The organism is Chryseobacterium sp. CH25 (genome assembly GCF_004119455.1).
In the GTDB taxonomy this organism is placed as follows: domain Bacteria; phylum Bacteroidota; class Bacteroidia; order Flavobacteriales; family Weeksellaceae; genus Chryseobacterium.
Map to the genome: position 1 here is coordinate 35,783 of NZ_NRQT01000009.1, position 12,986 is coordinate 48,768.

Below are 12,986 nucleotides of genomic sequence, written 5' to 3' on the forward strand. Positions count from 1 at the left end.
GGTTATGGATACGAACAGATTCAAAGCGTCACATGATTTTAGTAATCTTCAAAAGAACCTGCAAAATAATCCAGGATATAGTACTGAAAGCTATTCTAAGCAGATGAAAGATTATCTTCATGATATGAAAAACAAGAATCAGGCGGCTACCAAACATGAATTTATGATGCATGCCCAGAAATCAATAAAAGAAGTTTGGGGAGAAATTCAGGAGGTGCCTTCTGAAGCTTGGAAGAAGAATAAGAACATTCTGATGAGAAGAAATAATTTTTAATATTAAAGTTTAATAACCTTACTTTTTGCGAGTGAGGTTTTTTATTTAAATCTAAAAAATACTAATGAAAGTCTTTATTAATAAAAGAATTCCAGAGATTGGAATCAATATGTTAGAGGAAGAAGGTCTGCAGGTAACGCTTCCCGAAAATGAAAATTTAACTTATGAAGAATGGCTGAAATATTGTCAGAATGCAGATGTTATTCTAAACGTTGGCGGTGATTTTAAATATGATAAAGTATTTTTTGATGCCTGTCCCAATATAAAGGCTATTGCCTTGTATTCTGTGGGTTTTGATCACGTGGATATAAAAGAAGCCAATCAGAGGAATATTCCGATTGGAAATACACCGGATGTGCTGAGCAGAGCGACTTCTGATGTTGCATTTTTACTGATGCAGTCGGTAGCAAGGCGGGCAAGTTATAATTTTCAAAAAGTAAAAGATGGTAATTGGGATACTTTTGATCCTTTGCATGCTTTGGGGCAGGAGCTTTATGGAAAAACATTGGGGATTTTCGGATTAGGAAGAATAGGTTTTCAGATGGCTGAAAAGTGCAAAAAAGCTTTTGATATGGAAATTATTTACCACAACCGCCACCGTAATGAGGAAGCTGAAAGAGAATTGGGAGCAATGTATGTTTCCTTTGATGAATTGGTCAGAAATTCAGATGTATTGAGTGTTCATGCCAATTTTACCCCTGAACATAAGGATCTTTTCAATAAATCGGTATTTGACAAGATGAACCCTGGTGCTATTTTTATCAACACAGCAAGAGGAGGTTTTCATCAGGAACAGGATTTATATAATGCGTTACAGGAAGAAAAAATCTGGGGAGCAGGACTTGATGTCACCAATCCGGAACCCATGTCTGCAGATAATCCTATCCTGAAGTTATCGAATGTCTGTGTACTTCCACATATCGGTTCTGCTACGATAGATGCAAGAAACGGAATGGCAAGATTGGCTGCCGGAAATCTTATTGCTTTTTCAAAAGGAAAAGAGATGCCCAATTGTGCAAATCCCGAAGTATATTCTCTTCATTTATCATAACTTGGAATTATTTTTGTTCTCATTATAATAACCCTTAAAATCTAAACATCATGGCACCGGAAAACAATATTAATGAGCAAAACAGAAGATTGGAGCGTATGGATTATGATCCCAATGAAGATATATTCAATAGAGAGAAACATATCTCGCTTGACGGAGACGGGAACCCTATATTTGATGAAAATACAGATGACGACAAAATAGATAAAGGTCTGGATATTCCCGGTGTAGAAGATGATGATGAAATGGAAGAAATAGGAGAGGAAGATGAAGAAAATAACTATTGGAGCCTCAGTGATAATGAGGACGATCATGAAGAAGAAAATGATGATGTCTTAACATGATTTTAAATACCCGAAATATATAGACCTTACTGGAAATCCAGTAAGGTTTTTTATTTTTGAAATGAAAACCTGTTTTGTAAGGAAAAATTCCCCTCCGCTGGAGGGGTGGATTCAAAAATTATTCAATTTTTGAAGACGGGGTGGTTCCATAATGAGTAATAATAAAATCTTCCAATTCTTTCATTACTATCCAAAGATTGTTCTTTACATCAAAATCAGTAAATCTAAAAACTAACAGGCTTAACGATTCCAGATACTCCTGTCTTATCCCATCATAAATTTGTTTTTCATCATGGCTTGAACCATCAATTTCAATGATAAGACCTAATGTTTTCACATAAAAATCAACAATATAATTCCCAATGATTCTTTGTCTGTCAAAAATCAATTTTATGAAATTTTTTTGCCCGGACTTTTTTCCAGAAGATCACTTCACTCAATATTCGGGCTTTACGTTTTTCTTTTAGTAAAACTTTTAATAGAGGGTTGTAGGGTAGATTTTCTACAAAGTTCCTGTAGATAGGAATCCCTTTGATGTTTGTGATTATTTCTTTCATTTGTGTGTTTTTATTTTAACCACCCCGTCTTCCAAAATTCCTTGAATTTTGAAATCCACCCCTCCAAGGGAGGGGAATGTGAGTGTGTCTATTCAAATATAGTATTAAAATAGGCTGTTGTTTATATTTTCACAGGGTTGATAATCAGTTTTTTCCATTATTCCTTTTTATGCACATTGCTTTTCCGCTCTTTTGTTGCCTATATTTCATAATTTGAATATCTTTAAAACTTCAAACATTGTTTAAACATAGAACTTTAAATAGCAATATGACATTTCAAGAACAGATACAGCAGGGGATTCCTAATCAGCTGCCACAACCAAAACCATACGAGACAAATATTAACCATGCTCCAAAGCGTAAAGAAATTTTAGGAGAAGAAGAGAAAAAACTAGCATTAAAGAATGCTTTACGTTATTTCGAGCCTCAATTTCATGCAGAGTTAATTCCTGAGTTTAAACAGGAGCTTGAAGATTACGGAAGAATTTATATGTACCGTTTTCGTCCGGATTATGAGATGAAAGCGAGATCTATTGAAGATTATCCGGGGAAATCTGATCAGGCAAAAGCAATTATGCTGATGATCCAGAACAATTTGGATTATGCAGTAGCTCAGCATCCTCACGAATTGATTACTTATGGTGGAAATGGTGCTGTGTTCTCTAACTGGGCACAGTATCTGCTGACAATGAAATATCTGTCTGAAATGACCAATGAACAGACTTTGGTGATGTATTCAGGCCATCCGATGGGGTTATTCCCGTCTCATAAAGATGCACCAAGAGTAGTGGTAACCAATGGAATGATGATTCCAAATTATTCCAAGCCGGATGATTGGGAGAAATTTAACGCTCTTGGAGTAACACAATACGGGCAGATGACTGCCGGAAGTTATATGTACATCGGTCCGCAGGGAATTGTTCATGGAACAACTATTACTGCTTTAAATGCTTTCAGAAAGATCAATAAAGATCCAAAAGGAGGTCTGTTTGTAACTTCCGGATTAGGAGGAATGAGTGGAGCTCAGCCAAAAGCTGGAAATATTGCCGGTTGTGTTACGGTATGTGCTGAAGTAAATCCAAAAATTACCAAAATCCGTCACGATCAGAAATGGGTGAACGAAATTCATGAAGACCTTGATGCCCTAGTAAAAAGAGTAAGAGAAGCACAGGAGAATAAAGAAACTGTTTCTTTGGCTTACCTTGGAAATATTGTAGATGTTTGGGAAAAGTTTGACCAGGAAGATTTAAGAATTGATATCGGTTCAGATCAGACATCCCTTCACAATCCTTGGGCTGGCGGATATTATCCGGTTGGGCAAAGCTTTGAAGAATCTAATACCCAGATGGCTGAAAACCCTGAATTATTCAAAGAAAAAGTTCAGGAAACATTAAGAAGACATGCTGCGGCCATTAATAAGCATACAGAAAAAGGAACCTATTTCTTTGATTATGGAAATGCTTTCTTACTGGAAGCTTCCAGAGCTGGAGCAGATGTAATGGCAGATAATCCAACATTAGGAAGAGAATTTAAATATCCAAGTTATGTTCAGGATATTATGGGACCTATGTGTTTTGATTATGGTTTCGGACCATTCCGTTGGGTATGTGCAAGCGGAAAACCGGAAGATCTGCAGAAAACCGATGATATTGCGTGTGCAGTTTTAGAGGAAATGATCAAAAACTCTCCGGAAGAGATCCAGCAGCAGATGAAAGATAACATCCAGTGGATCAAAGGAGCACAGGAAAATAAGCTTGTAGTAGGTTCACAGGCAAGAATCCTTTATGCTGATGCGGAAGGAAGAATGAAAATTGCTGAAGCCTTCAATAAAGCAATTAAAAATGGAGAAATAGGACCAGTAGTATTGGGAAGAGATCATCATGATGTTTCAGGAACAGATTCTCCTTACAGAGAGACCTCCAATATTTATGACGGTTCAAGATTTACTGCGGATATGGCTATTCACAACGTGATTGGTGACAGTTTCCGTGGGGCAACCTGGGTTTCTATCCACAATGGTGGTGGAGTAGGCTGGGGAGAAGTAATTAACGGTGGTTTCGGAATGCTGCTGGATGGTAGTGATGATGCCGACAGAAGATTAAAGTCTATGCTTTTCTGGGATGTGAACAACGGAATCTCAAGAAGAAGCTGGGCAAGAAATGAAGGGGCTATTTTCGCTATCAAAAGAGCAATGGAAGCTGAACCAAACTTAAAAGTGACCCTTCCTAACCTTGTAGATGAAAATTTACTGTAAACAATAAAGAATTCAGTATTGGCAAGCATTAACAAAAAATTGTTTTCACACCTCAATGTAGAGGATAGTGATCCTGTTTGGGGAAAATTTGCTGAGGTTGAATTTTCAAAGAAAAACATATTTTCGGACTATAAAGCCTATCTTCTTGAAGATGGGCTTGTTCGTAAATATTATATTAACAGTACTTCAGATATTGATACTGAAGTTTGTGCAGAATTTTACTTTCCCGGTGATATTTTTACTGTTGGAAGGAATGATTCTGAAGGAATTTATGAATCCATAAGCAAAGGCCTTGTCTGGGAAATTACTTTAGATGAAGTAAAAGAAATGTTCGCCGTAAATCCTGAATGTCGCTTTGTACAAAACTATTATCTGAGCAGAAAACTGAATGCTGCCATGAAGCGCGAAATGCTTCTGCTTAAAAACACTCCACAAGACCTTTATGAATATCTATTGAAGAACAAACCTCATTATATTCAGAATATTCCTTTAAAATATCTGGCTTCCTATATTGGGATTACTCCTATTTCTTTAAGCAGGATCAGAAAAAGAATTACTTAGAGGCTGGAAGCTTGAAGATGGAAGCGGGAAGTTATCAAGGTTACAGGCATTGCATCTGTGTAATCTGCGAAATCTGCGGGAGATAATTTTAACGCAAAGTTTCAATTTTAAATACGCATTATTTTAAGTGAGCAAAGAGTTGATCGATTTTCAATCGATTTGATGAAGCGTGCTGTTACCATTAGCTTAGACAACGGCTTTGCCACCTTCTTTGCCTCCTTACAATATAACATCAGAATATTTTAAACCTTTGCGTTTTAAAAAAATAATCCGCATTATTCATCAATTCAAAAAGAACTATCATAAATTACAGGATGATGATTAACTTTCAGCTTCATTCTCCCATTTCCCAACCCTTCATTTATTATCTTTTGTTTATTGTCTTGCCTTCCGGAAGTCTTTTCCTTTGCTGAAAAAAGAATATGGAAATACAAAAATTAAACTGGGCAGGCATCCGTCTCACTTCTCACCACAAAACCATCTTAATAGATGCTGTAGAAGATTTCTCTTACTATAAACCCGTTTTGGGCGATGCTGTAGAGAATCTTTTAGAATTTTCAGAGCATATACAGGCAGATTATATTCTGTTTACGCATATGCATCTCGATCATTTTGATAAAGGAGTCATCAGAAAATGTTTAAAGAAAGACGGAAAATTAATCATCTACGCAGGATTGGAATCTATTGTAAAAAAAATTATAGATGATGTAGAAATGGTTGTTTTGGATCTTGATGAAACTTTTACAGAAAACAATATCACCTTCAAACCCGTATTTGCTATGGATGGAGTGGGAGAAATACAGTCTTCCTGGATCGTAGATGATGGAACGACCAAAATCTTTCATGGAGGAGATACCATCTGGCACAACCAATTCTGGAAGCTTGGAAAAGAAAATCAAAACATAGATTATGCTTTCTTACCCGTAAACGGAGTGGTGGTCAACTTTGAAATTATTGGTTTGGAATATAGTCCGGTTCCAGCTTCTCTTAATTTGAAGGAAGCTTTTGCAGCAGCCCATCTTCTGCACGCCAAAAAACTGGTACCCATCCATTACGGATTGTTTGCTCATGAGAAATGCTATATTCCGCAGGTTTTTGATGATGAGGATTTGAAAAATATTTCTGAGGAAGTGGGACAGGAGTTTATGATTTTGAAGGATGGAGCTATGGTGGTAGAATCTTAACATCAATAGGAACGGGCTTTAGCTCGTTTGTTTTCGAACGTAATATAATTGGCTTTAGCCAAAACCTAATTTTAAGTTTTGGCTAAAACCTGATGCTATTGGTAATCTCGTTGTATTTGTTGTCCAAATAAAAATCTACTATAAGTCAGGCTTATATTGTGGAGCAATTAAAGTTTGTTAATACATTTTATATATTGGGTAAAGCATTTTTTAATATTGTCTTAGCATCTTCATCCAAGTTTAAAAACTCTAATGCCTTGAAACGATAAGTGTTTGTTCTAAGGGATAATAATTCCTCAATAACCCCTAGTAATCCTTTATTATTATATAATAGAATTGCTTCGGAATAATTTTTTTCAGTTATTATTTTATCAAGAAGAACAATTCTCTCACTATAAATTTCATTTATATTCAATTCATTAATAAAAGTATTTAGATGACTTTTTGCCTCATCAAAACTATTACCTTTCTTTACATGTGATTCTGAAAATTTATAATTTATATTTGAAGATAAAAAATTAGATGCCTGAGTTATTTTATTTCTTTCCAGAAGAGTGATAACTTTATCCTCTAATTCTTGTAAATCAATCGTTTCCTTTTTATATTCAGCATATTTTTGTACAAAGTCTTTTATTAAAAATAAATTTTCAATTTCTGCAACTGAGTATGAAAATATATTTTCAGTCTCAAACTTATCTATTTGTTCCTGAACTCTAAAATCTCTATCTATAAAACCTATTGCTTCAATATTTTTATTGGGAATTTTATTAAATGAACGAACGTAGTTAATTACATCTGTGCAACTAGAAAGTGGAGTAATTGTGTAATTAGAAAATAATATTTCAAATATCTTTATATCTAGACTATTATTTTTCCCTTCGCAAAACAATATTTTTTTTCTGCTACCTAACAACTTCATTAAAAGGTTTTCTGGAATATCATTTTCCGGGATAATTTCTATATCCCATTCTGTTGGATATTTGAAATCTTTAATCCAATACTTTTTTGCCTTTCTAGATGATGCAAAATCCAAATCATGAGTTAGGTATACAAAAATACAGTCTTGTCTCAAGTTCTCTAATGTATCCCAAAGTTTATTTACGATAACTTTATGAAGATACATCTCAGGTTCATCAATGATTATCATAGAGTTTGTATTAGCGAGTAAAACACGACCAATTAAAAATAGAATAATTTTTTCTCCATCACTCATTTTATAAGCAGGGTACTGACTATTATCAACAATGTCTTTAATAACGATATCATTATTTTCACTAAAAAACATTTCTCTATGCTCAATCAGTGAGTTCCATATTTCAATTGCTGTATCTAGTTTACTATATAAATCATTTTTGTTTACATTGACACCATTTTGAAAATTATCACAAAATACATTTCTTTTATACCCTCTTTCTGCCATTAATGCTTTTAATACATATTTGTACTCAGAAGAGTATTTTTTAGTTTCATTGTAAGGGATGTCATCTGTCCGAGAAGCATTATATGTTACCTTACTGTCAATATAGCTATTTTGATATTGGTTATATTCTTGAGTAGAATTATTAAAATTAGGTATATTATCAAAAGTTGGGACAATCAATAATTTTTGTGCTGAAATAACGATACCATCTCTTTCATTAATTATTGATTTTAGACTATCTGCAAGTGTAGATTTTCCAGAGCCATTCGCTCCAACAACCACAATATTTTCTGTAAAAAAATCTAAATCTTTATAAAACTTATAAGTTATAAGAGCATCTACAGAATCAAGTGGATTTGAAGTACAATAATATTTTAAATTTTCAATGTTGATTGTTTGACTTTCACTGTTTAAAAGAATTATAATATCATTTGTATTCAGTGTTACAATAGTATTATTTACTTTATCATAAAAAGTATCAGGAATAATGTCTTCATTTAAATCTGTGTTAATCTTATTTAAGTAATTTTCAGCGGAGGTTAAATTTTCGAGATACTCCAGAATTACAGGATCTTGTGAATTTAGAGAATTAATTTTTTCTTTAATTATTTTTAATTGATCTTGTTTTTCAATAATCAGATTTGTTGTTATTTCTTTAGTCATAAAATTTAATTAGATTTTATTGTTAAATATAAAAAACTGATATTATATTTATTTCCGTATTTCTACGGAAATTCCATCAAATATAAACTGCGTCATTTTCAAAACCTTACGGTTTTCCGTAATCCCAAAAGCCCAAACTCCAAAACATTTCGTGTACAACCTCCCCATTCCCTCCGAAAGTCTAAAACAACAGCAAAACATCCCTCCCAAGTCCTCCGCTTATTAAAAACAAGTATGTTTGAAGCTTCCCAAGCTCTTGAGAAGTCTCCTGCAACTTTTAGGGAACCTCTCAACATCTTGAGAGGTTTGTCGTAAGTATATTTGTAACCTAACAACTTTTTTATATATTTGAGTGTTAATTTATTAATCCCAAAAACACAAAAAATGAAAATTGCACTCACACAGCTGAGCACTAAAGACCTTGCGACTTTGGCTCAGAGAATTCTTTCTAATGCTCAATCTGGAAAATACCCTGTTATCGATAATCATCCTCTTGTAGGAGCTTTGGCGTCTTCCTATACGGAATACGATAAGGTTTATACCAAGCAGATCTACAGCGGAAAAGGAGTGGACGTAGCCACTGCCGATCGCGAAAGAGATATCGCCTATGCCAATCTGAAATCTTTCCTGAACGGATATCGTAAACTACCATCTGCAGCCAATTATCAGCTGGCGGAGGATCTCTACGGAATATTCAAAACTTTTGGGCTGAATCTGGACAGGCTGAGTTATTCTTCACAAACAGCTCAGATGAAAAAGCTTATAGAAGCATTAGAAACGGCAGAAAATAAACAGAAGATTACACTTCTTTCCCTAGACGCAGCATTTGCAGAGATAAAAGCTAAGCAGGATGCTTTTGAGATCGTGTTTGCAGAGCAGGCAGAAGCCAATGCAGATCTTCGTCAGATGACGAGCGCCAGTGCTATCCGCAAAGAACTGGAGAAAACATTGAAAACTTATATGAGCCTTCTTACAGCAATGAACTCGGTTCCCGGCTGGGAGCTGCTGTACAGTGATACCAATGAGCTGGTGAAAGCAGCTAAAAACTCTTCGCTGGCAAGAGAGGGTGGTGATAATATAGCTAAAGGGTAAGAAAACTAACCTTTATATAGAGTAAGCCACAAACTTGTCACTCCGTAGGAGTCTCTACTATACCTATAAACGTAATACAAAAACTCAGCATACAGCTGAGTTTTATTCTTTTTGAACCATTAAGAGTATTGAAGTTGTTAAGTTGAGTGAAGGGAAACATCAAGATGTTTTTAAGCTATGCGCTTATCTTAATATCCTTAATGGTTATTTTCTTGCAGTTGCTGGATATTCGCGTTTAGATTCCTTGCTTTGCTCGGAATGACAAAGATGCCGTTGAAATTTTATCAGAGATAAAATCTTCGCGTCTTAAAGCAGTGTATTTTAAATATCATTTTGTGCACTTGTGTTTTACAACTTTCATTTTTCTATTGAGATTGCTTCACATTCGGTTCGCAATGATAAGTGGTATTGTGAAATTTTATCGGAGATAAAATCCTTGCGCCTTAAAACAGAAAGTTTTTAATATCATTTTGCGTCTTAGCGTTAATCCAACTACGATACAAAAAACTCAGCAAATCGCTGAGTTTTTTTATTTTTTCTTAAGAGCATTTAGTTCCTCTTGTAATCTCTGGTTTTCTTTTTTCAACATTTCTATAAGTTCTCTTTGGCTTTCAAGTAGAAACTCTGGAACGTTACAATAAAGATTACCATTTATATTATTTCCAAAACCACTACTTCCCGTAATGTTATCAAAATGATTTACTTGTTTAGCTTCCTCTTCTTCAAAGATTTCTTCTACAGGTACTTCCAGAAAACGGGCAATTTTTTCCCATTCTTCTTTTCTTATCGCTACATCTCCACTTTCTTTTCTGCTGTAGTTGGATACATCTGTTGCAATGATATCAGCAATCTGTTGTTGCGTGATGCCTTTTCTTTTTCTTACGCTGCGTAGTTTTTCTTTTTGCATGACCCGTATTTTCTACAAATATGCAAAATATTACTCAAAAAGAAATGAGGTATTGTTTTTTTTATTTGTACGGATATTATTATTTTTGAAGCTCATACCAATTACAAAAGCACATTATTTATGATGAATAAACTTCTTTTCATTTTTACTCTTCTATCTATAATGCAGGTTCGTTATATCTGTGGTGTTAAAGACTCTCCCCCTCCAAGCAGTAAAGATTTAGCCTATGTGGACGATACAAGCGAAGTTCCGTATGGTCATCAATTCTTAAACAAGGAGAAACTGGAAAGGTATGCTGGTGTACAGAGGTATGGGTATTATGAAACAAAAGATTTAGACTTTCTTTCAAATAGAGGGTATATCCTGATTGTTTTAGAAAGATATGACGAAGCGATAGAACTGTTTAAAGAAATAGATTCTATACAGCCCGGTAGATATTCTACCTATTCCAATATGGGAACAGCTTTTGAAATGGCAGGCAATACTACGGAAGCTCTTCAATGGATTGAGAAAGCTTTAAAAGCAGATCCCAAAGGACATCTATCTTCTGAATGGATTCATATTAATATTCTGAAAGCCCGTATAAAAGGAGACCATAATATATCTTCTATGCAGCTTATTGGACAAGATTTTGGAAATGAAGAATCTCCAAAGTCACACCTTACGCCAAACGAGCTGAAGACTCTCAGAAAACAGCTTTATGATCAACTGAATGAAAGGATGTCTTTAGTAAAACCTAAAGATAAAATAGTAGCACGACTTCTGTTTGATCTGGGAAATGTTACCTTTTTAGAAGGAAAGAAAAAAGATGCAATGGAAGAGTATCAGCTGGCAAAAGAGTATGGCTTTGATGATCTTATTTTGAACAAAAGACTGCATTTATACCCTTCGGATCTGTCTAGAGTGGATGGGAAAGAAGCAATTCACGCAGCAGATACCAAAGAATTCCGCTGGATGGTAATAAGTCTTTCTTTGGCTGCACTTTTGATGTCCGGACTGATTATTTTTATCTTTAGAAAGAAGGTTGCTTTATTGCTGAAATAAAAAGATAAAAAATATGAGTAAATTTTTGAAAATAAGTCTCTTCTGTTTGGGGATAGTTCTTATTATCTTTTTGTTTGGGCTTGTAAGGAACTCAAAACTTGCAATTGCTTTTCTAGGTTCTTTTGGCCCTGGGATACAAGATTTCTCCAAAAACTTAACAGGTGGTTATAAGCTTTATAGAAATTCTTCAGTTGATATTTTTATAGCTCCTGATGGAGGTTGGGATGATGAAACAGCTATCATCCCATCAAAATTCTTAAAGTAAATACTTACAAGAATTTTATTGTTGCTGAAAGGGAGAACGTGAAAGGAGGGCTGCCAAATGATGGTCTAAATAATCATAAATCTTTGGATAAAGACTTTTGGATATTGAATACAGATAAAAACCATGTGCTAAAAAAACTGAGCATGAATGAATATAGAAGAAAGTTAGACTCTCTTAAAATTCCGGAAAACATTGAATTGATAGATGTTTATAAGTATTAATTTAAGGTTTGTTACTTATACAGAAATATCAGGATCTTTTCCAACCTTTCTCCTTATCAAAGCATCTTTATAGGTAAAAGGCCTATTATGAAAATCACCATCCCAAAACCCTGTCATGAAAACTGGGATAACATGACAACTCTTGAAAAAGGAAAATTCTGCTCCGTTTGCTCAAAAACAGTTCATGATTTCACCAGCTTCTCAGATGAAGAACTGATCAATACTTTTGATTCTGATAAAGATATCTGCGGAAGATTCCGGGAAGATCAGTTGGGAGTGAATCTAAACTTTTCGTTAGCAAGTAAACTGGCGTTGGGATTATTGGCTGTTGGTAGTTTTACAACCACTGTGAATGCACAGGAAACCAAACCGATAGAAGCTAAAACTTTGGGAAAAGTACCGGGAGTAAATATGAGTGTCATATCCACAGACAGTTTCAACAGGAATCCATCTTTAAGAATTGGTGCTCCCACTGTTGTAAAACCGGAAAATATGCCATTTATTCTGCTGAATGGTAAAAAGGCTACCTTAGAAGAATTGCGTGCAATAAAACCAGATATTGTTGATACCATCTATACGCTTTCAGGAAAAGAAGCTGTAGAAAAGTATGGTGAAAAAGGTAAAAATGGAGTAATATTACTTACTACAAAAAAGAAGCGTTGAAAAAATATAAAGCCAAATACCATCAACAACAATTTATTATGGTTGATGAAAAGCATGCTGAGGTGGGAAGAATAGTAAATGTAAGAAGACTGTTTTCGTTAAGGCAGTACATTATTTTGAACTTCATAAGTTATGATATCAAAAATGTGGGCTTCTTAAAAAATGATGTGGAGCTTTTTAATGGTAAAAATGTAGCCTATTTTACAGATCTTGCTAAAGAAAGGATTATTAAATCCGGTCAAAATGTAACAATATATTATTTCAAATTAGGAAGCATAGGGCAGTTATTTGAAAAAGGAAAAATACTGATAGAGATTAGGAAAGAGAATGTGAAATCAAAAGAACCTGTTTTTCATATTGAAGCGGCTGATAATGTAGATGATTTACTGATTATTTTGTTTTTACATTATTCTACAAAAGAATTCAATAGTATTGGTGGGGATGATTGATATAAAAAAACCTCTGGAAAGCTGCCAGAGGTTTTTT

The 12,986-nt window shown here is 34.4% G+C and carries 16 protein-coding genes; 12 read left to right on the plus strand and 4 right to left on the minus strand.

What is annotated here, in order from left to right:
• Window positions 1-4: 4 nt before the first annotated feature.
• The 3 genes from BOQ64_RS18060 to BOQ64_RS18070 all read left to right on the plus strand — a co-directional run bounded on the left by BOQ64_RS18060 (window position 5) and on the right by BOQ64_RS18070 (window position 1,669).
• Complete coding sequence (locus BOQ64_RS18060) at window positions 5-274, plus strand: prevent-host-death protein (RefSeq protein ID WP_129057135.1); 270 nt, start codon at window positions 5-7, stop codon at window positions 272-274.
• Between the two features lie 64 nt (window positions 275-338).
• Complete coding sequence (locus BOQ64_RS18065) at window positions 339-1,325, plus strand: 2-hydroxyacid dehydrogenase (RefSeq protein WP_129057136.1); 987 nt, start codon at window positions 339-341, stop codon at window positions 1,323-1,325.
• Window positions 1,326-1,375: 50 nt separating this feature from the next.
• Window positions 1,376-1,669, plus strand: coding sequence for a hypothetical protein (locus tag BOQ64_RS18070; protein WP_129057137.1), 294 nt, complete (start codon window positions 1,376-1,378; stop codon window positions 1,667-1,669).
• A 118-nt stretch (window positions 1,670-1,787) separates the two neighbouring features.
• Here the strand turns inward: BOQ64_RS18070 and BOQ64_RS24155 are convergent, their stop codons facing one another.
• Both BOQ64_RS24155 and BOQ64_RS24160 read right to left on the minus strand, forming a co-directional pair.
• Window positions 1,788-2,057, minus strand: a complete 270-nt coding sequence (locus BOQ64_RS24155; RefSeq protein ID WP_228448456.1) for a DUF559 domain-containing protein — start codon at window positions 2,055-2,057, stop codon at window positions 1,788-1,790.
• Window positions 2,047-2,226, minus strand: coding sequence for a hypothetical protein (locus BOQ64_RS24160; protein ID WP_228448457.1), 180 nt, complete (start codon window positions 2,224-2,226; stop codon window positions 2,047-2,049). The genes BOQ64_RS24155 and BOQ64_RS24160 overlap by 11 nt, the downstream gene beginning before the upstream one ends.
• Before the next feature lie 268 nt (window positions 2,227-2,494).
• Here BOQ64_RS24160 and BOQ64_RS18080 point away from each other — a divergent pair, with 268 nt between their 5' ends.
• From BOQ64_RS18080 to BOQ64_RS18090, 3 genes are all read left to right on the plus strand, one after another.
• Window positions 2,495-4,480 (plus strand): urocanate hydratase, encoded by a 1,986-nt coding sequence (locus tag BOQ64_RS18080; RefSeq protein ID WP_129057138.1) that lies wholly within the window; start codon window positions 2,495-2,497, stop codon window positions 4,478-4,480.
• Between the two features lie 39 nt (window positions 4,481-4,519).
• The gene (locus tag BOQ64_RS18085) at window positions 4,520-5,041 is read left to right on the plus strand and encodes a Crp/Fnr family transcriptional regulator (protein WP_129057139.1); all 522 of its coding nucleotides are present in this window, start codon (window positions 4,520-4,522) and stop codon (window positions 5,039-5,041) included.
• 422 nt (window positions 5,042-5,463) lie between these two features.
• Complete coding sequence (locus tag BOQ64_RS18090) at window positions 5,464-6,225, plus strand: MBL fold metallo-hydrolase (RefSeq protein WP_129057140.1); 762 nt, start codon at window positions 5,464-5,466, stop codon at window positions 6,223-6,225.
• Between the two features lie 187 nt (window positions 6,226-6,412).
• Here the strand turns inward: BOQ64_RS18090 and BOQ64_RS18095 are convergent, their stop codons facing one another.
• On the minus strand, window positions 6,413-8,308 hold the full coding sequence (locus tag BOQ64_RS18095) for an AAA family ATPase (protein ID WP_129057141.1): 1,896 nt from the start codon (window positions 8,306-8,308) through the stop codon (window positions 6,413-6,415).
• Window positions 8,309-8,692: 384 nt separating this feature from the next.
• On the opposite strand from BOQ64_RS18095, the gene BOQ64_RS18100 reads away from it, so the two are divergent.
• The gene (locus BOQ64_RS18100; protein WP_129057142.1) at window positions 8,693-9,400 is read left to right on the plus strand and encodes a DUF6261 family protein; all 708 of its coding nucleotides are present in this window, start codon (window positions 8,693-8,695) and stop codon (window positions 9,398-9,400) included.
• Window positions 9,401-9,929: 529 nt separating this feature from the next.
• Here the strand turns inward: BOQ64_RS18100 and BOQ64_RS18105 are convergent.
• A complete protein-coding gene (locus tag BOQ64_RS18105; protein ID WP_129057143.1) occupies window positions 9,930-10,307 on the minus strand; it encodes a helix-turn-helix domain-containing protein in 378 nt (125 codons plus the stop codon).
• Window positions 10,308-10,427: 120 nt separating this feature from the next.
• Between BOQ64_RS18105 and BOQ64_RS18110 the strand changes: the two genes are divergently transcribed.
• From BOQ64_RS18110 to BOQ64_RS18130, 5 genes are all read left to right on the plus strand, one after another.
• A complete protein-coding gene (locus BOQ64_RS18110) occupies window positions 10,428-11,351 on the plus strand; it encodes a tetratricopeptide repeat protein (RefSeq protein ID WP_129057144.1) in 924 nt (307 codons plus the stop codon).
• Between the two features lie 13 nt (window positions 11,352-11,364).
• A complete protein-coding gene (locus BOQ64_RS18115; RefSeq protein ID WP_129057145.1) occupies window positions 11,365-11,616 on the plus strand; it encodes a hypothetical protein in 252 nt (83 codons plus the stop codon).
• A gap of 38 nt (window positions 11,617-11,654) precedes the next feature.
• On the plus strand, window positions 11,655-11,837 hold the full coding sequence (locus BOQ64_RS24930; RefSeq protein ID WP_410494459.1) for a hypothetical protein: 183 nt from the start codon (window positions 11,655-11,657) through the stop codon (window positions 11,835-11,837).
• A gap of 87 nt (window positions 11,838-11,924) precedes the next feature.
• A complete protein-coding gene (locus BOQ64_RS18125; RefSeq protein WP_129057146.1) occupies window positions 11,925-12,500 on the plus strand; it encodes a hypothetical protein in 576 nt (191 codons plus the stop codon).
• Window positions 12,497-12,949 (plus strand): hypothetical protein, encoded by a 453-nt coding sequence (locus BOQ64_RS18130; RefSeq protein WP_129057147.1) that lies wholly within the window; start codon window positions 12,497-12,499, stop codon window positions 12,947-12,949. Before BOQ64_RS18125 ends, BOQ64_RS18130 begins: the two co-directional genes overlap by 4 nt.
• The last annotated feature ends 37 nt before the right edge of the window (window positions 12,950-12,986 follow it).

Coding starts and splice junctions, on each gene's coding strand:
- BOQ64_RS18115 (WP_129057145.1), top strand. CDS start 11,365: ATGAGTAAATTTTTGAAAATAAGTCTCTTCTGTTTGGGGATAGTTCTT.
- BOQ64_RS18110 (WP_129057144.1), top strand. CDS start 10,428: ATGATGAATAAACTTCTTTTCATTTTTACTCTTCTATCTATAATGCAG.
- BOQ64_RS18065 (WP_129057136.1), top strand. CDS start 339: ATGAAAGTCTTTATTAATAAAAGAATTCCAGAGATTGGAATCAATATG.
- BOQ64_RS18070 (WP_129057137.1), top strand. CDS start 1,376: ATGGCACCGGAAAACAATATTAATGAGCAAAACAGAAGATTGGAGCGT.
- BOQ64_RS18105 (WP_129057143.1), bottom strand. CDS start 10,307: ATGCAAAAAGAAAAACTACGCAGCGTAAGAAAAAGAAAAGGCATCACG.
- BOQ64_RS24160 (WP_228448457.1), bottom strand. CDS start 2,226: ATGAAAGAAATAATCACAAACATCAAAGGGATTCCTATCTACAGGAAC.
- BOQ64_RS18095 (WP_129057141.1), bottom strand. CDS start 8,308: ATGACTAAAGAAATAACAACAAATCTGATTATTGAAAAACAAGATCAA.
- BOQ64_RS18080 (WP_129057138.1), top strand. CDS start 2,495: ATGACATTTCAAGAACAGATACAGCAGGGGATTCCTAATCAGCTGCCA.
- BOQ64_RS18125 (WP_129057146.1), top strand. CDS start 11,925: ATGAAAATCACCATCCCAAAACCCTGTCATGAAAACTGGGATAACATG.
- BOQ64_RS18100 (WP_129057142.1), top strand. CDS start 8,693: ATGAAAATTGCACTCACACAGCTGAGCACTAAAGACCTTGCGACTTTG.
- BOQ64_RS18090 (WP_129057140.1), top strand. CDS start 5,464: ATGGAAATACAAAAATTAAACTGGGCAGGCATCCGTCTCACTTCTCAC.
- BOQ64_RS18060 (WP_129057135.1), top strand. CDS start 5: ATGGATACGAACAGATTCAAAGCGTCACATGATTTTAGTAATCTTCAA.